The sequence below is a fragment of the Burkholderia sp. WP42 genome, assembly GCF_000745665.1.
Classification (GTDB): domain Bacteria; phylum Pseudomonadota; class Gammaproteobacteria; order Burkholderiales; family Burkholderiaceae; genus Burkholderia; species Burkholderia vietnamiensis.
In genome coordinates this window covers 104218-128378 of sequence record NZ_KN050726.1, presented here as the reverse complement: position 1 = coordinate 128378, position 24161 = coordinate 104218, and the positions used below count along the sequence as shown (strand labels likewise).

The window sequence follows — 24161 nt, the reverse complement described above, 5'->3', positions numbered from 1 at the left end:
CGGCCGTCGCCGCGGCGCGCGGCAACGCATCGGTTCGCGGCGCGCCCCGCACCGCTCAGCGCTTCGGCGCGAGGCCGCCGCGGTCGCTGCGCGGGCTCACGCCGAAGCGCGTGCGGTACGTGCGCGAGAAATGCGACGGCGATTCGAACCCACACGCGACGCACACCGACGTGATGCTCATGTCGGTCTGCTGCAGCAGCTCGCGGGCGCGATCGAGCCGCAGGTTCAGATAGAAGCGCGTCGGCGTGTCGTTCAGCGTCGCGCTGAACAGCCGTTCGAGCTGGCGTCGCGTGATCGACACCTCCTGCGCGAGCGCGTCGGAGCCGAGCGGCGTCTCCATGTGACGCTGCATCGAGTCGATCACCTGGATCAGCTTGCGGTTGTGCACGCCGTAGCGCGCGGCGATCTCGAGGCGCTGGCTGTCCGAGCGCTGCCGGATGCGGCTCACGACGAACTGCTCGGAGATCGCCGCGGCGAGATCGGCGCCGTGCCGCCGGCCGATCAGGTCGAGCATCATGTCGATCGACGCGGTGCCGCCCGCGCAGGTGATGCGCCGCTCGTCGATCTCGAACAGCTCCTGCGTCGCGTTCAGGCGCGGGTAACGCTCGCGGAACGCGGCGAGCGCCTCCCAGTGCAGCGTCAGCGTTTGCGACGCGTCGAACAGCCCGGCTTCCGCGAGCACGAAGCTGCCGGTGTCGATGCCGCCGAGCGTCGCGCCGTGCCGGTGCTGGCGGCGCAGCCAGTCGGCGAGCGCGCGGTCGTAGCAGGCGAGCGGATCGAAGCCGGCGACGACGAACACCGTGTCGACCTGCCCGACGTCCGCATAGGCGGCCTCGGCCGCCACCGGGATGCCGTTGCTCGCGGCGACGGGCGCGCCGTCCGCGCTGATCACGTGCCAGCGGTACAGCTCGGTGCGGAACCGGTTCGCGACCCGCAGCGGTTCGACCGCGGACATGAAGCCGAGCGCGGAGAAGCCGGGCAGCAACAGGAAGTGGAAATCCTCGGGCATCGCGGGGTCGCGTCGAATCGGATGAAGGCCGGGCGACGAGCGGGGCGCAGTGCGCGCCGGACGCTCGACACTGGATTATCGCGGGTTTGCGCGGCGCTCCGCGTATTTTCGTGCGACGGCCGCTGCAGCCGCTCGACCGAGAAGCGGGCGACGAGATCGAAGTTCAGCGGGATCAGGCGGTACAGCGAATGCGTCGACTGGCCCGCGAAACGCTCGGCGTGCGGTCGCCGACGGCAGCTCGCCGAATTGCGTGTTGTAGACGGTCGCGAAATTTCCGAGGCGGATGAGGCCCCGGCGCGCGGCGGCAGCGCTGACCGGCGTCTCGGCGTGGCGCGTGCCGCCGGTCTAACCGCCGCAGCCTCATCATGTTCAGATCTGTTGCTGACCGCCGTCGACGAACAGCTCGATGCCGTTCACGAAGCTCGCATCGTCCGACGCGAGGAACAGCGCAGCGCCCGCGATTTCCTCGGGTTCGCCGAGGCGCCCCATCGGAATCAGCGAAGCCAGATAGTCGGCGAGCCCCTGACGCTGCGCGGCGTCCTGGCCGGCGAGGTCGAGCAGGCCCGGCGTACGCGTCGCACCGGGGCTGATCGTGTTCACGCGGATGCCGCGCTCCTTGAGGTCGAGAATCCAGTTGCGTGCGAACGAGCGTACCGCGGCCTTCGACGCCGCATACACGCTGAACGCCGCGGTGCCGGCGCTGGCTGCCGTCGAGCCGGTGAGGATCACCGACGCGCGGTCGGCGAGCAGCGGCAGCGCCTTTTGCACGGTGAACAGCACGCCTTTCACGTTGCGATCGAACGTGTCGTCGAAGTGCTCTTCGGTGATGCTGCCGAACGGCAGCATCGAGCCGCCGCCCGCGTTCGCGAACAGCACGTCGAGGCGGCCGCGTTCTTCGCCGATCTGCGCGTACAGCGCGTCGAGTTCGTCGAGCTTCGTCGAGTCGATCCGCACGCCGGTCGCGCTGCCGCCGTTGTCGCGGATCGAGCCGACCGCGGCGTCGAGTTCGGCCTGACGGCGGCCGGTCACGTAGACGTGGGCGCCTTCCGCGGCGAAGCGCTGGGCGGTCGCGAGGCCGATCCCGCTGGTGCCGCCGGTGACGAGTGCGATCTTGTTGTCGAGCTTGCGTGCCATGGTGCTTCTCCTTTCGATATCTGGATGAGGGGGTTCGTGTTACGTGCTGCGATGTAAGGAGAATATCGACGCACCCAGGCTTTCGAAATAGAATTGATTGCAAGCCAATGTTGCATAAATGAAAAGATGAGGGGAAATGGCCAGATTGCCTGACTTCGAGGGGCTCGCGATGTTCGCGAAGGTCGCCGAGGAGGGCTCGTTCGCGGCGGCGGCCCGCTCGATGGGCGTGTCGGTGGCGACCGTGTCGCGCGGCGTCGCGCGCCTGGAAGACCGGCTCGGCGGGCGGCTCTTCAACCGCACGTCGCGGCAGCTCGCGCTCACCGAGTTCGGCCGGACCTTGTGCGAAAAGGCGGGCGACATGTATCGCCACGCGGAAGAAGCGGAGAGCGCCGCGCGTGAGATGGCCGTGCAGCCGCGCGGGCTCGTGCGGCTCGCGGTGCCGATGTCGTTCGGCCTGCGTTGGGTCGCGCCGCTGTTGCCGGCGTTCTTTCGCGCCTATCCGGAAGTGTCGATCGACCTGCATCTGTCGGATGCGTCGGTCGATCTGATCGCCGACGGTTTCGATGCCGCGCTGCGGATCGCCGCGCTGCCCGATTCGTCGCTGGTCGCGCGGCGCCTGTGCGCGGTGACGCAATACGTGGTCGCGTCGCCGGCCTATCTGGCGCGCGAAGGCCGGCCGACGCATCCGCGCGATCTGGCCGGGCGCGCATGCCTGTCGTATGCGTACCGCGCGCACAGCGACGTGTGGCGCTTCACGAACGACGCCGGCGAAGAAGAACCGATCCTGCCGGACGGGCCGCTGCGCGTGACGAATTCCGACGCGCTGCTGCCGACGCTGCTCGAAGGGCTCGCGATCGGCGAGCTGCCGGAGTTCATCGCCGGCGAATATCTGGCCGACGGCCGGCTCGAAGCGATCCTGACCGACTGGTCGCTCACCAAGGGCGGCCTGTACTTCATCACGCCTTCCGCGCGCGCCCGGCCGGCGAAGATCGCCGCGCTGTCCGACTTCTTCGCCGAACATCTGTCGGAGCCGAGCTGGCGGTGGCCGAGGTAGGCGAGCGGCGCGGCAACGTGCAGCGCGCCTCCGCGCCCCGTCGTACCAAGCGCAGCGGCTTTCGCTAGAATCGGTCGTCGTCGATGCAACCGTCATCCGATGTTGCATTGCAGCGGCGGCGTCCGCCCGGATGCCGCGCGCGCTCATCCCATGCCAGATTCTTTACCGGAGGCGAACGTGCCAGGATTACTTCCCGATGTCGACCGCGACGGGCTTCTCGAATATTCGGTGGTGTACACCGACCGGTCGATCAATCACATGTCGCAGCGCTTCCAGCACGTGATGCGCGACATTTCCGCTGCGTTGAAGCAGGTCTACCACGCGAAGGCCGTCGCCATCGTGCCGGGCAGCGGGACCTTCGGCATGGAGGCCGTCGCGCGGCAGTTCGCGACCAACCGCAAATGCCTCGTGATCCGCAACGGCTGGTTCAGCTTCCGCTGGTCGCAGATCTTCGAGATGGGCGGCATTCCGTCCGAAGCGATCGTGCTGAAGGCGCGTCCGGTCGAGCCGGGCCGGCAGGCCGCCTATGCGCCTGCGCCGCTCGACGAAGTGGTCGCCGCGATTCGCGAGCACAAGCCGGATCTCGTGTTCGCGCCGCACGTCGAGACCGCCTCCGGCATGATGCTGCCCGACGCGTATCTGCGCGCGGTGGCGGACGCCGTGCATGCGGTCGGCGGGATGTTCGTGCTCGATTGCATCGCGTCCGGCACGGTGTGGGTCGACATGGAGGCGACCGGCGTCGACGTGCTGATCAGCGCGCCGCAGAAGGGCTGGAGCGCCTCGCCCGGCTGCGGACTGGTGATGCTCGGCGCGCTGGCGCGCGAGCGGATCGACGCGACCACCAGCACCAGCTTCGCGTGCGATCTGCGCAAGTGGCTGCAGATCATGGAGGCGTACGAGAACGGCGGCTTCGCGTATCACGCGACGATGCCGACCGACAGCCTCGCGACGCTGCGCGACGTCATCGCCGAAACACAGGCGTACGGCTTCGACAAGGTGAAGGCCGAGCAGCTCGAGCTCGGCGCGCGGATTCGCGCGTTGCTCGCGCAGAAGGGGTTTCGCAGCGTGGCGGCCGAAGGCTTCGAGGCGCCGGGCGTGGTCGTCAGCTATACCGACGACGACGGGATCCGTTCCGGCAAGAAGTTTGCCGACGTGGGCGTGCAGATCGCGGCCGGCGTGCCGCTGCAATGCGACGAGCCGGCCGACTTCAAGACCTTCCGCATCGGCCTGTTCGGCCTCGACAAGCTGCATGACGTCGATGCGGCGGTGGCGCGCTTCGCCGCTGCGCTGGAGCGCATCGTATAAGCGCAACGGGCGGTGCGCAGCACCGGACGAGGGGCCGCCTCGGCCGCCCCTCGTCCGTGGTCGTTACGCCGCCGCGTTGCGATTCGCCTCGATCACCGTCAGCGCGGTCATGTTCACGATCCGCCGCACGGTCGCGCTCGACGTGAGGATGTTCACCGGCGCATTGACGCCGAGCAGGAACGGCCCGACCGCGACGTTGCTGCCCGCTTCGGTCTTGAGCAGGTTGTACGCGATGTTGCCGGCGTCGACGTTCGGGCACACGAGCAGGTTTGCCGCACCCTTGAGCGGCGACATCGGCAGCAGCCGCAAGCGCAGCGACTCATCGAGCGCGCAGTCGCCGTGCATCTCGCCGTCGGCCTGGATGTCCGGCGCCTGCGCGCGGATGATCTCCAGCGCGTTGCGCATCTTCGCGCCCGACGCCGCGCTCCCCGACCCGAAGTTCGAACGCGACAGCAGCGCGACCTTCGGCGTCAGGTTCAGCCATTCCATCTGGCGCGCCGCCGCGATCGTGAATTCGGCGATCTGCTCCGCATCGGGGTTGTCGTTGACGTGCGTATCGACGAGCGCGACGGTCCGCTGGTTCAGCAGCAGGATGTTCATCGCCGCGTAGGTCGACGCATCGGGCTTCCTGCCGATCACTTCGTCGACGAAGCGCAGGTGGTTGTGATATTCGCCGACGGTCCCGCAGATCATCCCGTCCGCATCGCCGAGCCGCACCATCATCGCGCCGATCAGCGTCAGGCGCCGGCGCATCTCGACGCGCGCCATCTCCTTCGAGATGCCGTCGCGGCAACGCAGTTCCCAATACGTCGTCCAGTACTGCGGGAAGCGCTCGTCGTATTCCGGATTGGTGACCTCGACGTCCTGGCCGAGCCGCAGGCGCAGCCCGAAGCGCTCGATGCGCGCGAGCAGCACCTCGGGGCGACCGACCAGGATCGGACGCGCGAGCTTCTCGTCGACGATCACCTGCACCGCGCGCAGCACGCGTTCGTCCTCGCCCTCGGTGAACACGATGCGCGCCTTGCCGCCGTCGCGCACCAGCTGGCGCGCGGCCGCGAACAGCGGCTTCATGAACGCGCCCGAGTGATAGACGAACTGCTGCAGCTGCTCGACGTACGCGTCGAGGTCGGCGAGCGGGCGCGTCGCGACGCCGCCTTCGATCGCGGCCTTCGCCACCGCCGGCGCGATACGGACGATCAGGCGCGGGTCGAACGGCTTCGGAATCAGGTATTGCGGGCCGAACGACACCTCGTCGCCGCCATAGGCCGCCGCGACGATGTCGCTCTGTTCTTCCTGCGCGAGACCGGCGATCGCGTGGACCGCGGCGATTTCCATTTCACGCGTGATCGTGGTCGCGCCCACGTCGAGCGCGCCGCGGAAGATGTACGGGAAGCACAGCACGTTGTTGACCTGGTTCGGGAAATCCGAGCGGCCGGTCGCGATCACGACGTCGTCGCGGGTCGCATGCGCGAGCTCCGGGAAGATCTCCGGCGTCGGATTCGCGAGCGCGAGGATCAGCGGACGCGCGGCCATCGCGCTCAGCATCTCCGGCTTCAGCACGCCGCCGGCCGACAGGCCGAGGAAGATGTCGGCGCCGCCGATCACCTCGGCCAGCGTGCGCGCATCGGTTTCCTGCGCGAAGCGCTCCTTGGCCGGGTCCATCAGCGTGGTGCGGCCGCGGTAGACGACGCCTTCGATGTCGGTCGCCCACACGTTTTCGATCGGCAGCCCGAGGTCGACGAGCAGGTCGAGGCAGGCGAGCGCGGCCGCGCCGGCGCCCGAGGTCACGACCTTCACGTCCGAGATCGACTTGCCGACCACCTTCAGCCCGTTGATGAACGCGGCCGCGACGGTGATCGCGGTGCCGTGCTGGTCGTCGTGGAACACGGGGATCTTCATGCGCTCGCGCAGCTTGCGCTCGACGGTGAAGCACTCGGGCGCCTTGATGTCCTCGAGGTTGATCCCGCCGAAGGTCGGCTCGAGGCCGGCGATGATGTCGACCAGCTTGTCCGGGTCGGTCTCGTTGATCTCGATGTCGAACACGTCGATCCCGGCGAACTTCTTGAACAGCACGGCCTTGCCTTCCATCACCGGCTTCGACGCGAGCGCGCCGATGTTGCCCAGACCCAGCACCGCCGTGCCGTTGGTGATCACGCCCACCAGATTGCCGCGGCTCGTGAAGCGATGCGCGTTCAGCGGTTCGGCGGCGATCGACTCGCAGACGCTCGCGACGCCCGGCGTGTAAGCCAGCGCCAGATCGCGCTGCGTCACGAGCGGCTTGCTGGCGACGACCGAGATCTTCCCCGGCGTCGGAAACTCGTGATAGTCGTACGCGGCTTGCTGCTGAGTCTCTGTCTGTTTCATGTTTTGGGGTCCGGGCAGGTGCGTCAGGCCAGTCCCGACGCGATCGATGACGGCCATTCTAGGGATCGGCCATAAGGAGATGATTCTGTTTTAATATCGGGCCATCACTTTTTCCTGATGGTGCGACGGTCCCAAGGTGACATTCGACGCAAACGACGTGGTCCGGCGCCTCGGCGCGCGGCTGAAGATGCGGCATCTGATGCTGTTGCTGCAGATCCAGCAGCACGGCTCGCTGACGCGCGTCGCGGAGCACATGGCCAGCAGCCAGCCGGCCGTGACCAACGCGCTGTCGGAGCTGGAGAGCATGTTCGGCACGCCGCTGTTCGAGCGCTCGTCGCGCGGGATGCGGCCGACCGCGCTCGGCGCGGTCGTGCTGGAGCGCGCGAAGGCGATGCTGAAGGACCTCGAGCATCTGGCCCGCGAAATGGAGGCGGTGGCGGCCGGCCATGCGGCCCACCTGCACATCGGCGTGATCCCGTTCATTTCGGGCCAGATGCTGTCCGCGGCGCTCAAGCGGCTGCAGGCGGGGATGGAGCGGCGTCTGACCGTGACGATCCACGAGGGCACCAGCGACCAGTTGCTGCTGCAGCTGAAGGATCACAGCGTCGATCTGGTGATCGGCCGCGCGTCGTCGGCGATCGATCTCGGCCAGGTGTCGTTCGAAGTGCTGTATCAGCAGCAGCCGCGGATGATCGCGAGCCGGCGTCTCGCCGCGAAGCTGGCCCGCATGCCGCTCGACTGGGAGAAGCTGCGCGCGCTCGACTGGATTCTCGGCGCGCCGCACACGCCGATGCGCGAGCAGGTGACCGACCTGTTCCTGTCGGCCGGCATCGCGCCGCCGGTGCCGATCGTCGAGAGCTACTCGTCGAAGCTGATCGGCGAAATGATCGCGTCGAGCGACGACGCGGTGTCGATCGTGCCGGCCGATATCGCCGAGGAAATGGTGCGCATCGCGGGCGTCGCGATCGTGCCTTACTCGCTGGTCTGGACGCTGCCGCCGATCGCGCTGTTCACGCGCGCGGCCGAACCGCATGCGCCGACGCGCGATCTGCTGGTCGACGCGCTGCGCGCCATCTGCCGCGAAACCTACGTCGACGTACGGCGCTGACGCGTCGCCGTTGCGGCGCCTCCGCGTCACCGTCCCGACGCCGCATCCGGACAACCGCCCGCCCGCCGCGATCGCCGTAAAACCCCCGCCGCACAAGCCACTGCGCGCGCGTAGTGGTTTCCACTCATAGTCGCAAACAGTCAAGAACAGGTCGCCGGCGGTCGCCTTGCGGGCAATATGGCCCGTTACTTTTACTCCCACGATGCAGGCCGGGACGCACTTCCGCGAACCCGTCGGACATCGGTCCAACCGGGAGAGAAGACCATGAAGTCGACAAAGATCGCCGCGTTCGCCGCGGCCGTGCTGGCGACCGGCGCATGCGCGACTGCCGCGCAGGCCGAGACGGAGGCGGCGAGCTGCCGCAACGTCCGCTTCGCCGACATCGGCTGGACCGACATCACGTCCACCACGGCGCTCGCGTCGACGGTGTTCGAAGGGCTCGGCTACAAGCCCACGACGACGATCGCGTCGGTGCCGATCTCGTTCGCCGGCCTGAAGAGCAAGCAGCTCGACGTGTCGCTCGGCTACTGGTGGCCGGTGCAGCAGAAGCAGCTGCAGCCGTTCCTCGACAGCAAGTCGATCAACGTGGTCGAGCCGCCGAACCTGTCCGGCGCGAAGGCGACGCTCGCGGTGCCGAGCTACGAATACCAGGCCGGCCTGAAGACCTTCGACGACATCGCCAAGCATCGCGCGGAGCTCGACGGCAAGATCTACGGGATCGAGCCGGGCAGCAGCGCGAACGCGACGATCCAGAAGATGATCGACACGAACCAGTACGGCCTCGGCGGCTTCAAGCTGGTCGAGTCGAGCGAGGCCGGGATGCTGGTGACGGTCGAGCGTGCGATCCGCGAGAAGAAGTGGGTCGTGTTCCTCGGCTGGGAACCGCATCCGATGAACATCCAGATCGGCATGAACTATCTGGCCGGCGGCGACGCGGCGTTCGGCCCGAACTACGGCGAAGCGCGCGTGTACACGCTGACCGCCTCCGACTTCATCTCGCGCTGCCCGAACGCCGGCAAGCTGGTCGAGAACCTGCGCTTCACGACGCAGCTGGAGAACCAGCTGATGCAGTCGGTGATGAACAAGACCAAGCCGGCCGACGCGGCGAAGGCCTACCTGAAGAAGAACCCGCAGGTGCTCGATGCGTGGCTCGCCGGCGTCAAGACGTTCGACGGCAAGGACGGGCTGCCGGCGGTGAAGGCCTATCTCGGCCTGTGACGCGGCACCACGGAAACTGAACGACACGAACCGAATCAAGCGAGGGTAAGCGGCATGAACAATGAAGTCATCATCACCTGTGCGGTCACCGGTGCGGGCGATACGGTCGGCAAGCATCCGGCGATTCCGGTCACGCCGAAGCAGATCGCGGCCGCCGCGATCGAAGCGGCGAAGGCCGGCGCGACCGTCGCGCACTGCCACGTGCGCGATCCGCACACGGGCCGCGGCAGCCGCGACCCGAACCTGTACCGCGAGGTGGTCGACCGGATCCGCTCGGCCGACGTCGACGTGATCATCAACCTGACGGCCGGCATGGGCGGCGATCTGGAGATCGGCGCCGGCGAAGAGCCGATGCGCTTCGGCCAGGGCACCGACCTCGTCGGCGGCCTCACGCGCCTCGTGCACGTGGAGGAGCTGCTGCCCGAGATCTGCACGCTCGACTGCGGCACGCTCAATTTCGGCGACGGCGACTACATCTACGTGTCGACGCCCGCGCAGCTGCGCGCCGGCGCGCGGCGCATCCAGGAGCTCGGCGTGAAGCCGGAGCTGGAGATCTTCGATACGGGCCATCTGTGGTTCGCGAAGCAGCTGCTGAAGGAAGGGCTGCTCGACGATCCGCCGCTGTTCCAGCTGTGCCTCGGCATCCCGTGGGGCGCGCCGGCTGACACCGGCACGATGAAGGCGATGGTCGACAACCTGCCGCCCGGCGCGCACTGGGCCGGCTTCGGCATCGGCCGCATGCAGATGCCGATGGTCGCGCAGGCGATGCTGCTCGGCGGCCACGTGCGGGTCGGCCTCGAAGACAACATCTGGCTCGATCGCGGCGTCCACGCGTCCAACGGCACGCTGGTCGAGCGCGCGCGCGAAATCGTCGAACGCCTCGGCGGGCGCGTGCTGACGCCGGCCGAAGGGCGTCGCAAGCTCGGCCTGCCGGCGCGCGGCGAGCGCGCGCTCGAGCGCCGCCCGATCACCGAATTCGCCTGAGCGCCGGTTCAGCAGTTCAGCGATTCATTGCGGCGGCGCGCAGCTGCGCGCGCGCCGTCCGATTTTCCTCGCTTCGAAGGATGCATTGACATGGCAGTGAAGACCGACATCAGGACGTTCGCCGCGATCGGCACCGGCGTGATCGGCAGCGGATGGATTTGCCGTGCGCTCGCGCACGGTCTCGACGTGGTCGTGTGGGACCCGGCGCCGGGCGCGCCGGAGCGGCTGCGCGCGAGCGTCGCGAACGCATGGCCCGCGCTGGAGCGCGTCGGCCTCGCGCCGGGCGCGGACCCGGCGCGGCTGCGTTTCGCAGCGACGATCGCGGAGTGCGTCGCCGACGCGGACTTCATCCAGGAAAGCGCGCCCGAGCGCGAAGCGCTGAAGCTCGAGCTGCACGAGCAGATCAGCCGCGCGGCGAAGCCGGACGCGATCATCGCGTCGTCGACGTCCGGGCTGCTGCCGAGCGACTTCTATGCGCGGGCCACCCATCCGGAGCGCTGCGTGGTCGGCCATCCGTTCAATCCGGTCTATCTGCTGCCGCTCGTCGAGGTGCTCGGCGGCGAGCGCACGTCGCCGGAGGCCGTCGAAGCGGCGATGACGATCTATCGCACGCTCGGCATGCGGCCGCTGCACGTGCGCAAGGAGGTGCCGGGCTTCATCGCGGACCGGCTGCTCGAGGCGTTGTGGCGCGAGGCGTTGCATCTCGTCGACGAAGGCGTCGCGACGACCGGCGAGATCGACGACGCGATCCGCTTCGGCGCGGGCATCCGCTGGTCGTTCATGGGCACGTTCCTGACCTACACGTTGGCGGGCGGCGACGCGGGCATGCGACACTTCATGCAGCAGTTCGGCCCCGCGCTCGAACTGCCGTGGACGAAGCTGGTCGCGCCGCAGCTGACCGATGCGCTGATCGACCGCGTCGTCGACGGCACCCGCGAACAGCAGGGCACGCGCAGCATCAAGGAGCTCGAGCGCTATCGCGACGAGTGCATCACCGAGGTGCTCGACGCGATCGCGACGGTGAAGGCGCGGTATGGGATGCGATTCGAGGATTGAACCAACATGACCGGCGATACTCCGCTGACGATTTACCACGACGTCGTGCGGCCCGAGTGGGTCGACTACAACGGCCATCTGCGCGATGCGTTCTATCTGCTGATCTTCAGCTTCGCGACCGACGCGCTGCTGGACCGGATCGGCCTCGACGACGCCGCGCGTCGCGAGCGCGGCCGCTCGGTCTACACGCTCGAAGCGCACGTCAACTATCTGCAGGAAATCAAGGAGGGTGCGCGCGTGCGCGTCGACGTGCGCGTGCTCGCGCACGATGCGAAGCGGCTGCATCTGTATCTCGAACTGTTCGCCGACGGGTACGACGCCGCGGTGGCGGCGAGCGAGCAGATGCTGCTGCACGTCGCGACGCGCGGCGGCGCGAAATCGGCGCCGTTCGACGACGACGTGGCCGCGCGCGTGGCCGGCTTGCACGCGTTGCAGCTCGATTGCGCGGCGCCCGCCTACGCGGGGCGCGTGATCGGCCTGCCGCCGCGCCGCTGACGCGGCGAACGACGGCGCGCACGCGATGCTCGAAGCGCAAATCGCAGCGTTCGTCGCGGCGGTCGACGCCGCGTATCCGGCCGGCACGGCCGCGCGCTCGCCGGCCGAGCAACGCCGCATCTACGATCGCTTCGCGGCCGCGTGGACGCCCGCCGAACTGCCGCCGGGCATCGTGCGGCACGACGCCTTATGGCGCGCGCCGCACGGGCCCGCGATCGCGCTGCGGCGCTACGCGCCGGCGCACGGCGCACCGCGCGGCACCGTGTTGTTTTTCCATGGCGGCGGCTTCGTCGTCGGCTCGCTCGACAGCCATGCGCTGATCACCGCGCAGCTCGCGGCCGACACCGGGCTCGCGGTGATCGCCGTCGCTTACCGGCTCGCGCCCGAGCATCGCGCGCCGGCCGCGCTCGAGGATTGCCTGGCCGTCACGCGCGCCGCGCGCGATGCGGCGCACTGGCCGTTCGGCCCGTGCGCGCGGCCGCTGACGCTCGCGGGCGACAGCGCGGGCGGCAATCTCGCGGCGGCCGTCGCGACCGCGCTGCGCGACGCCGGCGAAGCGGGCCTCGACGGCATCGCGCTCGCGTATCCGATGCTCGGCATCGAGCCGCAGGCACCGGCGCGCGACACCGAAGCGCATGCGCGGATGCTCACGCTCGACGACGTTCGTCGCTATCGCGCGCTGTACTGGGCGCAGGCCGACGCAGCCGCACTGAGCGCCGATCCGCTGCTGCGCGCGTCGGTGCCGCTCGTGGCGTCGCGCTTCGACGGGCTGCCGCCGGTGCTCGCGATCGGCGCGCAGCACGATCCGCTGCGCGACGATGCGCGCGTCTACGTCGAACGGATCGTCGCGGCCGGCGGCGTGGCGCGGTACTGGATGGGGGAAGGATTGGTGCACGGCTGCTGGCGCGCGCTCGGAACGAGCCCGCAGGCGGCGCGGATGCACCGGATGATCGGCGGGTTTCTGCTCGCACCACACGCGTAGCGGGCGTTTCCGGGAGGCAACGATGCAGGCAGCGCAACACCGTATCGAGGACTGGCGGACCTTTTCCGCCGACGCGACGATCGCCGCGGCGACGCTCGGCGACGCAGCGGTGGAGGTCGAGTGGAGCGACGCGCGCCGTTCGCCGTTCCACTTCGACTGGCTGCGCGACAACTGCACGTGTGCCGCGTGCGTGCATGCGCTGACGCGCGAGCAAATGTTCGAGATCGCCGATGCGCGCGCCGATCTGTCCGCGCGCGCCGTGCACGTCGACCGCGACGGCGCGCTGCACGTCGAATGGAACGACGGGCATCGCAGCGCGTGGTCGCCCGGTTGGTTGCGCGCACATGCATATGACGACGCATCGCGCGCCGAACGCCACGCGGCGCACGGGCCGCACGTATGGCTCGGCGACGATGCCGCGGCGCTCGGCGTGTTCGCGTGGCGCGACCTGATGGACGACGACGGCGCGTTGCACGCATGGCTCGGCGCATTGCAGCGCACCGGCCTGACGCTCGTCGAGGGCGTGCCGGCCGAGCGCGGGCGGGTCGCCGACGTCGCGCGGCGCGTCGGCCTGATCCGCGAGAGCAATTTCGGCGTGCTGTTCGACGTCGAATCGAAGCCGCGGCCGGACAGCAATGCATACACGTCGCTGAACCTGCCGCCGCATACCGATCTGCCGACCCGCGAGTTGCAGCCGGGCGTGCAGTTCCTGCATTGCCTCGCCAACGACGCGACGGGCGGCGACAGCGTGTTCATCGACGGCTTCGCGCTCGCCGACGCACTGCGACGCGAACGTCCGGCCGATTTCGAGCGCCTCGTGTCGACGCCGTTCGAGTTCTGGAACAAGAGCGCGCACAGCGACTATCGCTGCTCCGCGCCCGTGATCGGGCTCGATGCGCGCGGCAACGTCAGCGAGGTGCGCGTCGCGAACTTCCTGCGCGGGCCGCTCGATGCGCCGGCCGATGCGGTCGCCGCCGTCTATCGCGCGTACCGGCGCTTCCTCGTGCTGGCGCGCGAGCCGCGGTTTCGCGTGCAGCGCCGGCTGCGCGCGGGCGACATGTGGGCGTTCGACAACCGCCGCGTGCTGCATGCGCGCACCGAGTTCGATCCGGCGACCGGTCGCCGGCATCTGCAAGGGTGTTACGTCGATCGTGATGAATTGCTGTCGCGCTGGCGCGTGTTGTCGCGAACGCTGGGCGCCGTGGCCGCGCCGCGTTGACGGCGCACGGCTTGGCCGCATCTACCTCGGCGGGGAAAAAGCGCCCGGACGCGGTGCGTCCGGGCGAAGCCACCCGTTGCCGGGCGGCGGAGGTATGCGTATCGCAAAACAAGACGAGCCCGCTTGACGGGCTCGTCCGGGTACTGCTTCAGCGCGTCAGGCGCTGTGCGCCCGCCGAGGGCGCGTCGGCTTACTGGCCGAAGAAAACCGAGTCGCGGGCGTTCGACGACGTTGCTGCCGCCGGGGCGCCCGAATGGACGACCGGCGCCGGCTGCGCGCCGTAACCGCTGGCGTCCGCACCGTGCACGCGCGCTTCGGCGGCCTGGATGTCGGTCGGGTAATACGGGCTCGCGAGGCCCGGCTTGTAGCCGGCCTTTTCGAGCTGAACCAGTTCGTTGCGCACTTGCGCACGCGTCACGGTGCTTTGAGCGAACGCGCCGAACGAAGCGGACAGCGCAACAGCGGCAACGACTGCGGAAACGAGCGATTTCATGATGACCTCCGGTGTTTTATTTGATTCGCTTGCGACACCATGTCTGCAGCGATTGGGTTGAATCTTAGTCACCGGGTCGTTCAGGGTAAACGCTGATTTTGACGATAGATTGTTTCCTGATGAGTAACAGTGCGGCGCCGATCCAGCCTTTCATCGTGCTTTCGTTTCCGCCTGTGCAATGAGTCGCAGCGCGCCGCGACGTCACGTCGGCCGACTCGGCTGCATGCCGGCGCGACGCCCGTGCGTGCGGATACCCACGGCGTGCGCGTCGGATGACACGGGCAGCAGAGACGGGGAATCGGCGCGCCGCTTGCGCGTCGCGCAGCCGCCGACGTGGCGGCGCCGCCGCGCGCTTAGCGGTTGCCGGCCAGCGCGAGCACTTCGGCCGCGGAGATCATCGCGGCCGCGTTGGCGGGCGCCGGGCGCTCGGCCGGGCGGAACACTTCGTCGCCGCGCTGGATCACCTGGCGCGACAGCGCGCAGGTGCCGGTGCGCTGCGCGAAGCGGCGGCGCCAGCGTTGTTCGCCGTAATGGCAGCGGCCGGGTTCGACCCAGCGAACCACCAGCAGCGTATCGGAACGTTCGAGAATTTCGACGTGGACGTCGGCGGGATCAAGCGCAGGCATGGATTGGGGTGCCTTCATTTTGCCGTTTCCTAAAGCGCAGTGCGGTTTCGTCGATGGCAGTGGATGTCACTACCCGAGCGCGAATCCGTAGCGGTTTCCATGAGTGGTGCGCTAAATGTAAGCGTCTGTGACGGGAAAAAACATCCTGTTTGGCTCAAATTACCTTTTGCCGATTTAGAAACAATGAGGGCGCGTTTTCGGGTAAAACGCCCACGACAAAAGCGCCCCGGACTTAAACGTCCGGGGCGCGAAATCGGCCCGCGCCAACGTGCCCGCTCGCCCGGGCACGTCGGACCCCGCGGGGGACGGAGATGCCCGCCGCACTTGGCGGCGGACGCTGCGGTGGACCGGTAGGGCGCGGCCGACGACGCCATGATCCCGTGCGCGCCCGGTTGCCAGCCTGACGCGAACATGACTTTTTTGTCAGTTTCGTGCCGGCCGCACTCGCGGCGCGCGCGCGCCAATCGGCGCGAGCCGCATGCCTATTGGCGTTGCGGGCAATCGCGCGGCGCGGCGAAGGCTCGTTTCCCGACTTCTCCGCTGTTTGGCGACCGATTTTGTCGCTCGGGAAAACACTGAATCCCACGTTCGTGACAAATCCGGATTCTCTTCCTAAGATTGGTTGGACCTTTGGTCCTTTGTGCCAATCGGCCGGCTCGACCGGCTCTCCCGGAGGGGCTCATGAGATTGCAGGGCAAGCGTGCGCTGGTGACGGCGGCTGGACAGGGCATCGGCCGCGCGACCGCGCTGCGGTTCGCAAGCGAGGGCGCCGACGTGCTGGCGACCGACATCAACGACACCGCGCTCGAGCAGCTCGCGGCCGATGCGCAACGTGCAGGCGGCCGGCTGTCCACGCGCCGGCTCGACGTGACCGCTGCGGCCGACGTGGCGGCGCTGGCAGCGCGGGAACGCGCGTTCGACGTGCTGTTCAACTGCGCGGGCTTCGTGCATCACGGCTCGATCCTCGACTGCGACGAGCGCGCGTGGGCGTTTTCGTTCGATCTGAACGTCACGTCGATGTACCGGCTGATCCGCGCGCTGCTGCCGGCGATGCTGGAGGCGGGCGGCGCGTCGATCGTCAACATGGCGTCCGCCGCGTCGAGCGTGAAGGGCGTGCCGAACCGTTTCGTCTACGGCACGACCAAGGCGGCCGTGATCGGCCTCACCAAGTCGGTCGCCGCCGATTTCGTCGAACGGCGCATTCGCTGCAACGCGATCTGCCCCGGCACGATCGCGTCGCCGTCGCTCGAACAGCGCATCGCCGAGCAGGCGCGCGCACGCGAGGTGTCGACCGACAGCGTGCGCGCGGCCTTCGTCGCGCGCCAGCCGATGGGCCGCATCGGCACCGCCGACGAAGTGGCCGCGCTCGCCGCGTATCTCGCGTCCGACGAAGCGTCGTTCACCACCGGCACGATTCACGTGATCGACGGCGGCTGGTCGAACTGACCGCGGCGGCCGCCCGCACCTTTCCATCCACTTCCGTTTCGCTGGGACGACATGAAACTGATGAGATTTGGCGACAAACACCACGAGAAACCGGGACTGCTCGATGCGCAGCGCAGGATCCGCGACCTGTCGGGCGTGATCGACGACGTCGCCGGCGACGCGCTCACGCCCGCGTCGCTCGCGCGGCTGCGCGAGCTCGATCCGGCGTCGCTGCCGCTCGTCGACGGCACGCCGCGGCTGGGCGCCTGTGTCGGCCGGGTCGGCAAGTTCATCTGCATCGGCCTGAACTATTCGGATCACGCGGCCGAGTCCGGCATGGAGGTGCCGAAGGAGCCCGTCGTGTTCGGCAAATGGACCAGCGCGATCTGCGGGCCGAACGACGACGTCGAGATTCCGCGCGGCTCCGAGAAGACCGACTGGGAAGTCGAGCTCGGCGTGGTGATCGGCCGGCCCGGCCGCTATATCGACGAAGCCGATGCGCTGTCGCACGTCGCCGGCTACTGCGTGGTGAACGACGTGTCGGAGCGCGAGTACCAGCTCGAACGCGGCGGCACGTGGGACAAGGGCAAGGGCAACGACACGTTCGGCCCGCTCGGCCCGTGGCTCGTCACGGCCGACGAAGTGCCGGACCCGCACGCGCTGCGCTTGTGGCTCGAGGTGGACGGCCACCGCTACCAGAACGGCTCGACAGCGACGATGGTGTTCCGCGTGCCGTTCCTGATCAGCTATCTGAGCCGCTTCATGAGCCTGCAGCCGGGCGACGTGATCTCGACCGGCACGCCGCCGGGCGTCGGCCTCGGGCAGAAGCCGCCCGTCTATCTGCGCGCCGGGCAGGTCATCACGCTCGGCATCGACGGGCTCGGCGAGCAGCGCCAGCGCACCGTGCAGGCCTGAAACCCTTTAACGGAGCGTTCGCCATGCCTGTCATTCGATCGATGCGCGTCCTCGACGTGCGCTTTCCGACCTCGCGCGAGCTCGACGGCTCCGATGCGATGAATCCGGACCCCGACTACTCGGCCGCCTACGTCGTGCTCGAAACCGACCGCGACGGGCTCGCGGGCCATGGGCTCACGTTCACGATCGGGCGCGGCAACGAGATCTGCTGTGCGGCGATCGAGGCGATGCGTCACCTCGTCGTCGGCCTCGATCTCGACTGGATCCACGAGGACATGGGCCGCTTCTGGCGGCACCTGACGTCGGACAGCCAGTTGCGCTGGATCGGCCCCGACAAGGGCGCGATCCATCTGGCGACGGGCGCCGTCGTCAACGCGGTGTGGGACCTGTGGGCGAAGGCGGTGGGCAAGCCGTTGTGGCGGCTGGTGGCCGACATGAGCCCGGAAGAGATCGTGCGCGCGATCGACTTTCGCTACCTGACCGACTGCCTCACGCCGGACGAGGCGCTCGACCTGTTGCGCCGCCAGGCGCCGGGCAAGGCCGCGCGGATCGCGGCGCTCGAGCGTGACGGCTACCCGTGCTACACGACTTCGGCCGGTTGGCTCGGCTACGGCGACGACAAGCTGCGGCGCCTGTGCCACGAGGCGGTCGACGCCGGTTTCGACTACGTGAAGCTGAAGGTCGGCGCGAACCTCGACGACGACATCCGCCGCGTGTCGATCGCGCGCGACGTGATCGGCCCGGCGCGCAAGCTGATGATCGACGCGAACCAGGTGTGGGAAGTCGGCGAGGCGATCGACTGGGTGCGCGAGCTGGCGTTCGCGAAGCCGTGGTTCATCGAGGAGCCGACGAGCCCCGACGACGTCGAAGGGCATCGCAAGATCCGCGACGCGATCGCGCCCGTGCAGGTCGCGACCGGCGAGATGTGCCAGAACCGCGTGCTGTTCAAGCAGTTCATCGCACGCGGCGCGATCGACGTCGTGCAGATCGACGCGTGCCGGCTCGGCGGCGTCAACGAGATTCTCGCGGTGATGCTGCTGGCCGCGAAATACGGGCTGCCGGTGTGTCCGCACGCGGGCGGCGTCGGGCTGTGCGAATACGTGCAGCATCTGTCGATGATCGACTACGTGTGCATCTCGGGCACGAAGGAAGGGCGTGTGGCCGAATACGTCGATCACCTGCACGAGCATTTCGTCGAGCCGTGCATCGTGCGCGGCGCGGCCTACATGCCGCCGACCGCGCCCGGCTTCTCGATCGAGATGAAGCCCGACTCGCTCGAGCAGTACCGGTTCCGCGGCTGACGCAGGGTGCTGGCGGCGCGGCGTCGCACGACGTCGCGCGACGAGATGGACGATACGAACGACGGAGACGCGAAGTGGATCTGGATCTGCAGGACAAGGTCGTGATCGTGACCGGCGGCGCATCGGGCATCGGCGCGGCGATCACGTTGCGGCTGGCCGACGAAGGCGCGATTCCGGTGGTGTTCGCGCGCCACGCCCCGGACGACGGCTTTCTGCGTGCGGTCGAACGGAAGCAGCCGCGCGCCGTGTGCGTGCGCGTCGAGCTGCAGGACGACGCGCAGTGCCGCGACGGCGTCGCGCAGACCGTCGCGCGCTTCGGCCGCATCGACGGGCTCGTCAACAACGCGGGCGTCAACGACGGCGTGGGGCTCGACGCCGGGCGCGACGCGTTCGTCGCGTCGCTCGAGCGCAACCTGATCCACTACTACGCGATGGCGCATCACTGCGTGCCCCACCTGAAGGCGACGCGCGGCGCGATCGTCAACATCTCGTCGAAGACGGCCGTCACCGGGCAGGGCAACACGAGCGGCTATTGCGCGTCGAAGGGCGCGCAGCTCGCGTTGACGCGCGAATGGGCCGTCGCGCTGCGCGACGACGGCGTGCGCGTGAACGCGGTGATTCCGGCCGAGGTGATGACGCCGTTGTACCGCAACTGGATCGCCGGCTTCGACGATCCGGACGCGAAGCTCGCCGCAATCGCCGCCAGGGTGCCGCTCGGCAAGCGCTTCACGACGGCGGAAGAGATCGCCGATACCACCGTGTTCCTGCTGTCGGCGCGCGCGTCGCACACGACGGGCCAGTGGCTGTTCGTCGACGGCGGTTACACGCATCTCGATCGTGCGATCGACTGACGGCGGCGACCGATGCGAGCAGACCCGAACCCCAACGACGCGCCGCCGCTGATCGCGTTGAGCGGCGTCAGCAAGCGCTTTCCCGGCGTGCTCGCGCTCGACGACTGCCGCTTCGACCTGCGCGCCGGCGAAGTGCATGCGCTGATGGGCGAGAACGGCGCGGGCAAATCGACGCTGATGAAGATCCTCGCCGGCGTGTATCAGAAGGACGGCGGCGAGATCCGGATCGACGGCCGCGCGGTGGAGATCGCCGAGCCGCGCGCGGCGCAGGCGCTCGGCATCGGCATCATCCATCAGGAGCTGAACCTGATGAACCACCTGAGCGTCGCGCAGAACATCTTCATCGGCCGGGAGCCGCGCGGCCGCTTCGGCGTGTTCATCGACGAGGACCGGCTGAACCGCGACGCGGCCGCGATCTTCGCGCGGATGCGGCTCGCTCTCGATCCGCGCACGCCGGTCGGCCGGCTGACGGTCGCGAAGCAGCAGATGGTCGAGATCGCGAAGGCGCTGTCGTTCGACTCGCGCGTGCTGATCATGGACGAGCCGACCGCCGCGCTGAACAACGCGGAAATCGCCGAGCTGTTCCGCATCATCGGCGACCTGCGGGCGCACGGCGTCGGCATCGTCTACATCTCGCACAAGATGGACGAGCTGCGCCAGATCGCCGATCGCGTGACGGTGATGCGCGACGGCAAATGGGTGGCGACCGTGCCGATGGCCGATACGTCGATGGACGCGATCATCGCGATGATGGTCGGCCGTCAGCTCGATACGCAGCCGCGCACGCCGCCCGATACGTCCGCGAACGACGTGGCGCTCGAAGTGCGCGGGCTGTCGCGCGGCCGCGCGATCCGCGACGTCGGCTTCACGTTGCGGCGCGGCGAGATTCTCGGCTTCGCGGGGCTGATGGGCGCGGGCCGCACCGAGGTCGCGCGCGCCGTGTTCGGCGCGGACCCGGTCGACGCGGGCGAGATTCGCGTGCACGGCAAGCCGGTGACGATCCGCACGCCGGCCGACGCGGTCGCGCACGGGATCGGCTACCTGTCGGAGGACCGCAAGCATTTCGGGCTCGCGCTCGGCATGGACGTGCAGAACAACATCGCGCTGTCCAGCATGCCGCGCTTCGTGCATCGCGGCATGTTCGTCGACGCGCGCGCGCTGCGCGCCGCCGCGCATGCGTACGTGCGGCAGCTCGCGATCCGCACGCCGTCGGTCGCGCAGCCGGTGCGGCTGCTGTCCGGCGGCAACCAGCAGAAGATCGTGATCGCGAAGTGGTTGCTGCGCGATTGCGACATCCTGTTCTTCGACGAGCCGACGCGCGGCATCGACGTCGGCGCGAAAAGCGAGATCTACAAGCTGCTCGACACGCTCGCCGCGGACGGCAAGGCGATCGTGATGATCTCGTCGGAGCTGCCCGAGGTGCTGCACATGAGCCACCGGATTCTCGTGATGTGCGAAGGGCGCGTGACCGGCGAGCTGCGCGCGGCCGACGCCACGCAGGAAAAGATCATGCAGCTCGCGACGCAGCGCGAGTCGACCGTGTTGTCCTGATTCAGGTGTCCACTCCGATCATGTCCAACGATACGCATCCCGTTCCGCCCCTCGCGTCCGCCGACACGCCGGCCGGCGCCGCGAACCTGAAGTCGCGCCTGTTCAACCCGGCCGCGCGGCAGAAGCTGCTCGCGTTCGCGAGCCTCGTGTTGCTGATCGTGTTCTTCGGTTTCGCGTCGCCGAACTTCCTCGAGGTCGACAACCTCGTCGCGATTCTGCAGGCCACGGCCGTCAACGGCGTGCTCGCTGTCGCGTGCACGTACGTGATCATCACGTCGGGCATCGACCTGTCGGTCGGCACGCTGATGACGTTCTGCGCGGTGATGGCCGGCGTCGTGCTGACCAACTGGGGAATGCCGCTGCCGCTCGGGATCGTCGCCGCGCTCGGCTGCGGTGCGCTGTCGGGCTGCGTGTCGGGCTTCGTGATCGCGAAGATGAAGGTGCCGCCGTTCATCGCGACGCTCGGCATGATGATGCTGCTCAAGGGGCTGTCGCTCGTGATCTCCGGCACGCGGCCGATCTACTTCAACGACACGCCGGGCTTCACGTCGATCGCGCAGGACTCGCTGATCGGCAGCGTGATCCCCGCGCTGCCGATTCCGAACGCGGTGCTGATCCTGTTCGTCGTCGCGATCGGCGCGTCGATCGTGCTGAACCGCACGCTGTTCGGCCGCTACACGTTCGCGCTCGGCAGCAACGAGGAAGCGCTGCGGCTGTCGGGCGTGAACGTCGATGCGTGGAAGATCGCCGTCTACACGTTCGGCGGCGCCGTGTGCGGAATCGCCGGGCTGCTGATCGCGTCGCGGCTGAACTCCGCGCAGCCCGCGCTCGGCCAGGGCTACGAGCTCGATGCGATCGCGGCGGTCGTGATCGGCGGCACGTCGCTGTCGGGCGGCTCGGGCAGCATCGTCGGCACCATCATCGGCGCGTTCATCATGAGCGTGCTGACCAACGGGCTGCGCATCATGTCCGTCGCGCAGGAGTGGCAGACGGTCGTCACGGGCGTGATCATCATCCTCGCCGTCTACGTGGACATCCTGCGCCGGCGCCGCCGCTGATGCACGAAAGAACGCAGACACGCAAACCCGCATGCGCTTCATCGCCGGCCGGGCCGGCATTTCAGTCGATACAACCAAGGAGACGCGAAGTGATCAGGAGCAAGGTGTTGAACGCGATCGCCGGGCTGACGTTCGCCGTCGGCGTGACGGCCGGCGCGCATGCGCAGGAAGCCTATATCCCGCTGATCTCGAAGGGCTTCCAGCATCAGTTCTGGCAGGCCGTGAAAGCCGGCGCGATGCAGGCGGCGAAGGACTACAAGGTGAAGGTCACGTTCGAAGGCCCCGAGACCGAGGCGATGGTCGACAAGCAGATCGACATGCTGTCCGCGGCGATCGCGAAGAAGCCGGCCGCGGTCGGCTTCGCGGCGCTCGACAGCAAGGCCGCGCTGCCGCTGCTGAAGAAGGCGCAGGCGGAGAAGATTCCGGTGATCGCGTTCGACTCGGGCGTCGACAGCGACATTCCGGTGACCACCGCCGCGACCAACAACAAGGCGGCGGCCGCGCTCGCGGCCGACAAGCTCGCCGCGCTGATCGGCGACGAAGGCGAGGTCGCCGTGGTCGCGCACGACCAGACGAGCCGCACCGGCATCGACCGCCGCGACGGCTTTCTCGAACGGATGAAGGCCGCGCATCCGAAGGTGCAGGTGGTGACCGTGCAATACGGCGAAGGCGACCAGCTGAAGTCCACCGAGGTCACGAAGTCGATCCTGCAGGCGTATCCGAAGCTCAAGGGGCTGTTCGGCACCAACGAGGGCTCGGCGATCGGCGTGGTCAACGGCGTGCGCGAGATGAAGCGCAAGGTCGTGATCATCGGCTACGATTCGGGCAAGCAGCAGAAGGACGCGATCCGCAGCGGATTGATGGCCGGCGCGATCACGCAGAACCCGGTCGGGATCGGCTACAAGACGGTCGAAGCCGCGGTGAAGGCGATCAAGGGCGAAAAGCTGCCGAAGGTCATCGACACCGGCTTCTACTGGTACGACAAGACCAACATCGACGACCCGAAGATCACCGCGGTGCTGTACGACTGAGCGTCATGCGGCGCGCGACGATGCTGCGCGCGGCGACGACGCGGGGTGAAGCACGAGGACACCATGAGCGCAGTGCGTATCGATTCCCATCAGCACTTCTGGCGTTATCGCGCGGCCGACTATCCGTGGATCGGCCCGGCAATGGACGCGCTCGCCCGCGACTACCTGCCCGCTGCGCTGTGGCCGCAGATGCACGCGCATGCGCTCGCTGCGTCGATCGCGGTGCAGGCGCGCGCCGGGCGCGACGAGACGGCGTTCCTGCTCGAGCTCGCGCGCGACGACGCGCGAATCGCGGCGGTGGTCGGCTGGGAGGATCTCGCGGCGCCGGAGCTGGCCGAGCGCGTCGCCGCGTGGCGCAGCCCAAAGCTGCGCGGCTTTCGCCATCAGCTGCAGGACGAAGCCGACGTCGCGGCGTTCGTCGGGCAGCCCGCGTTCAATCGCGGCGTCGCGTGGCTTCAACAGCATGGCTACGTATACGACGTGCTGGTGTTCGAGCGCCAGTTGCGCGACCTGCGCGCGTTCTGCGCGCGGCACGACGCGCACTGGCTCGTGCTCGATCATGCCGGCAAGCCGGCGCTCGCGGAATTCGAGCGCGACGCGACGGCGTTCGCGCGCTGGCGTGCCGAATTGCGCGAGCTGGCCGCGCTGCCGCACGTCGTGTGCAAACTGTCGGGGCTCGTGACCGAGGCGGACTGGCGGCGCGGCCTGTGCGCGCCGGACCTGCGCCACGTCGAGCAATGCCTCGATGCGGCGCTCGCCGCGTTCGGCCCGCAGCGGCTGATGTTCGGATCGGACTGGCCCGTGTGCCTTCTCGCGGCGTCGTATGACGAAGTGGCGTCGCTGGTCGAGCGCTGGGCCGCCGCGCGGCTGTCTCCGGCCGAGCGCGACGCGCTGTGGGGCGGCACGGCCGCGCGCTGCTATGCGGTGCCGGGCGATGCGATGGCCGGCATATAGAATAGGCGCGCACGGCCCGGCGCTCGAT

At 68.6% G+C, this 24161-nt stretch carries 22 protein-coding genes; 17 read left to right on the top strand and 5 right to left on the bottom strand.

Going from position 1 to position 24161, the window contains the following annotated elements; all coding sequences use genetic code 11:
* Positions 1 to 55: 55 nt before the first annotated feature.
* Together EX20_RS28540 and EX20_RS28535 are read right to left on the bottom strand one after the other, a co-directional pair.
* The gene (locus EX20_RS28540) at positions 56 to 1009 is read right to left on the bottom strand and encodes a GlxA family transcriptional regulator (RefSeq protein ID WP_011880753.1); all 954 of its coding nucleotides are present in this window, start codon (positions 1007 to 1009) and stop codon (positions 56 to 58) included.
* A gap of 369 nt (positions 1010 to 1378) precedes the next feature.
* Complete coding sequence (locus EX20_RS28535; protein WP_014723959.1) at positions 1379 to 2143, bottom strand: SDR family NAD(P)-dependent oxidoreductase; 765 nt, start codon at positions 2141 to 2143, stop codon at positions 1379 to 1381.
* Between the two features lie 136 nt (positions 2144 to 2279).
* On the opposite strand from EX20_RS28535, the gene EX20_RS28530 reads away from it, so the two are divergent.
* The gene (locus EX20_RS28530) at positions 2280 to 3197 is read left to right on the top strand and encodes a LysR family transcriptional regulator (protein WP_034195485.1); all 918 of its coding nucleotides are present in this window, start codon (positions 2280 to 2282) and stop codon (positions 3195 to 3197) included.
* 177 nt (positions 3198 to 3374) lie between these two features.
* On the top strand, positions 3375 to 4502 hold the full coding sequence (locus EX20_RS28525; RefSeq protein WP_014723956.1) for an aminotransferase class V-fold PLP-dependent enzyme: 1128 nt from the start codon (positions 3375 to 3377) through the stop codon (positions 4500 to 4502).
* Positions 4503 to 4565: 63 nt separating this feature from the next.
* On the opposite strand, the gene EX20_RS28520 is transcribed toward EX20_RS28525, so the two are convergent.
* Positions 4566 to 6866 carry an NADP-dependent malic enzyme gene (locus EX20_RS28520; RefSeq protein WP_011880749.1) on the bottom strand — a complete coding sequence of 767 codons (2301 nt, stop codon included), beginning with the start codon at positions 6864 to 6866 and terminating at the stop codon, positions 4566 to 4568.
* Positions 6867 to 7002: 136 nt separating this feature from the next.
* Here EX20_RS28520 and EX20_RS28515 point away from each other — a divergent pair, with 136 nt between their 5' ends.
* The 7 genes from EX20_RS28515 to EX20_RS28485 all read left to right on the top strand — a co-directional run bounded on the left by EX20_RS28515 (position 7003) and on the right by EX20_RS28485 (position 13928).
* Positions 7003 to 7974, top strand: a complete 972-nt coding sequence (locus EX20_RS28515) for a LysR substrate-binding domain-containing protein (RefSeq protein ID WP_034195484.1) — start codon at positions 7003 to 7005, stop codon at positions 7972 to 7974.
* Positions 7975 to 8238: 264 nt separating this feature from the next.
* A complete protein-coding gene (locus EX20_RS28510) occupies positions 8239 to 9192 on the top strand; it encodes a choline ABC transporter substrate-binding protein (protein ID WP_034195483.1) in 954 nt (317 codons plus the stop codon).
* Positions 9193 to 9246: 54 nt separating this feature from the next.
* Positions 9247 to 10176, top strand: coding sequence for a 3-dehydrocarnitine:acetyl-CoA trimethylamine transferase CdhC (locus tag EX20_RS28505; RefSeq protein WP_011880746.1), 930 nt, complete (start codon positions 9247 to 9249; stop codon positions 10174 to 10176).
* A gap of 90 nt (positions 10177 to 10266) precedes the next feature.
* Entirely contained in the window at positions 10267 to 11232 is a 966-nt protein-coding gene (locus tag EX20_RS28500) for an L-carnitine dehydrogenase (RefSeq protein WP_011880745.1), read from the top strand.
* Positions 11233 to 11238: 6 nt separating this feature from the next.
* The gene (locus tag EX20_RS28495; RefSeq protein ID WP_011880744.1) at positions 11239 to 11727 is read left to right on the top strand and encodes a thioesterase family protein; all 489 of its coding nucleotides are present in this window, start codon (positions 11239 to 11241) and stop codon (positions 11725 to 11727) included.
* Between the two features lie 25 nt (positions 11728 to 11752).
* A complete protein-coding gene (locus tag EX20_RS28490) occupies positions 11753 to 12709 on the top strand; it encodes an alpha/beta hydrolase (RefSeq protein WP_011880743.1) in 957 nt (318 codons plus the stop codon).
* Between the two features lie 22 nt (positions 12710 to 12731).
* Positions 12732 to 13928, top strand: a complete 1197-nt coding sequence (locus EX20_RS28485; protein WP_034195482.1) for a TauD/TfdA family dioxygenase — start codon at positions 12732 to 12734, stop codon at positions 13926 to 13928.
* 190 nt (positions 13929 to 14118) lie between these two features.
* On the opposite strand, the gene EX20_RS28480 is transcribed toward EX20_RS28485, so the two are convergent.
* Positions 14119 to 14421 (bottom strand): DUF4148 domain-containing protein, encoded by a 303-nt coding sequence (locus EX20_RS28480; protein ID WP_011880741.1) that lies wholly within the window; start codon positions 14419 to 14421, stop codon positions 14119 to 14121.
* A gap of 353 nt (positions 14422 to 14774) precedes the next feature.
* Positions 14775 to 15065, bottom strand: coding sequence for a DUF3331 domain-containing protein (locus EX20_RS28475; protein WP_011880740.1), 291 nt, complete (start codon positions 15063 to 15065; stop codon positions 14775 to 14777).
* 663 nt (positions 15066 to 15728) lie between these two features.
* Between EX20_RS28475 and EX20_RS28470 the strand changes: the two genes are divergently transcribed.
* The 8 genes from EX20_RS28470 (at position 15729) to EX20_RS28435 (ending at position 24133) form a co-directional block, all read left to right on the top strand.
* Positions 15729 to 16493 carry an SDR family oxidoreductase gene (locus EX20_RS28470; protein ID WP_011880739.1) on the top strand — a complete coding sequence of 255 codons (765 nt, stop codon included), beginning with the start codon at positions 15729 to 15731 and terminating at the stop codon, positions 16491 to 16493.
* A 51-nt stretch (positions 16494 to 16544) separates the two neighbouring features.
* Entirely contained in the window at positions 16545 to 17387 is an 843-nt protein-coding gene (locus EX20_RS28465; RefSeq protein WP_034195481.1) for an ureidoglycolate lyase, read from the top strand.
* A gap of 23 nt (positions 17388 to 17410) precedes the next feature.
* Positions 17411 to 18688, top strand: a complete 1278-nt coding sequence (locus tag EX20_RS28460; protein ID WP_034195480.1) for an L-fuconate dehydratase — start codon at positions 17411 to 17413, stop codon at positions 18686 to 18688.
* A 74-nt stretch (positions 18689 to 18762) separates the two neighbouring features.
* Positions 18763 to 19539: an SDR family oxidoreductase gene (locus EX20_RS28455; RefSeq protein ID WP_011880736.1), complete on the top strand. Its 777-nt coding sequence runs from the start codon at positions 18763 to 18765 to the stop codon at positions 19537 to 19539.
* 12 nt (positions 19540 to 19551) lie between these two features.
* A complete protein-coding gene (locus EX20_RS28450) occupies positions 19552 to 21090 on the top strand; it encodes a sugar ABC transporter ATP-binding protein (protein ID WP_034195479.1) in 1539 nt (512 codons plus the stop codon).
* 20 nt (positions 21091 to 21110) lie between these two features.
* Complete coding sequence (locus EX20_RS28445; RefSeq protein WP_011880734.1) at positions 21111 to 22148, top strand: ABC transporter permease; 1038 nt, start codon at positions 21111 to 21113, stop codon at positions 22146 to 22148.
* Positions 22149 to 22237: 89 nt separating this feature from the next.
* A complete protein-coding gene (locus EX20_RS28440) occupies positions 22238 to 23179 on the top strand; it encodes an ABC transporter substrate-binding protein (protein WP_011880733.1) in 942 nt (313 codons plus the stop codon).
* Between the two features lie 63 nt (positions 23180 to 23242).
* Positions 23243 to 24133: an L-fucono-1,5-lactonase gene (locus EX20_RS28435; protein WP_034195478.1), complete on the top strand. Its 891-nt coding sequence runs from the start codon at positions 23243 to 23245 to the stop codon at positions 24131 to 24133.
* Positions 24134 to 24161 lie beyond the last annotated feature (28 nt).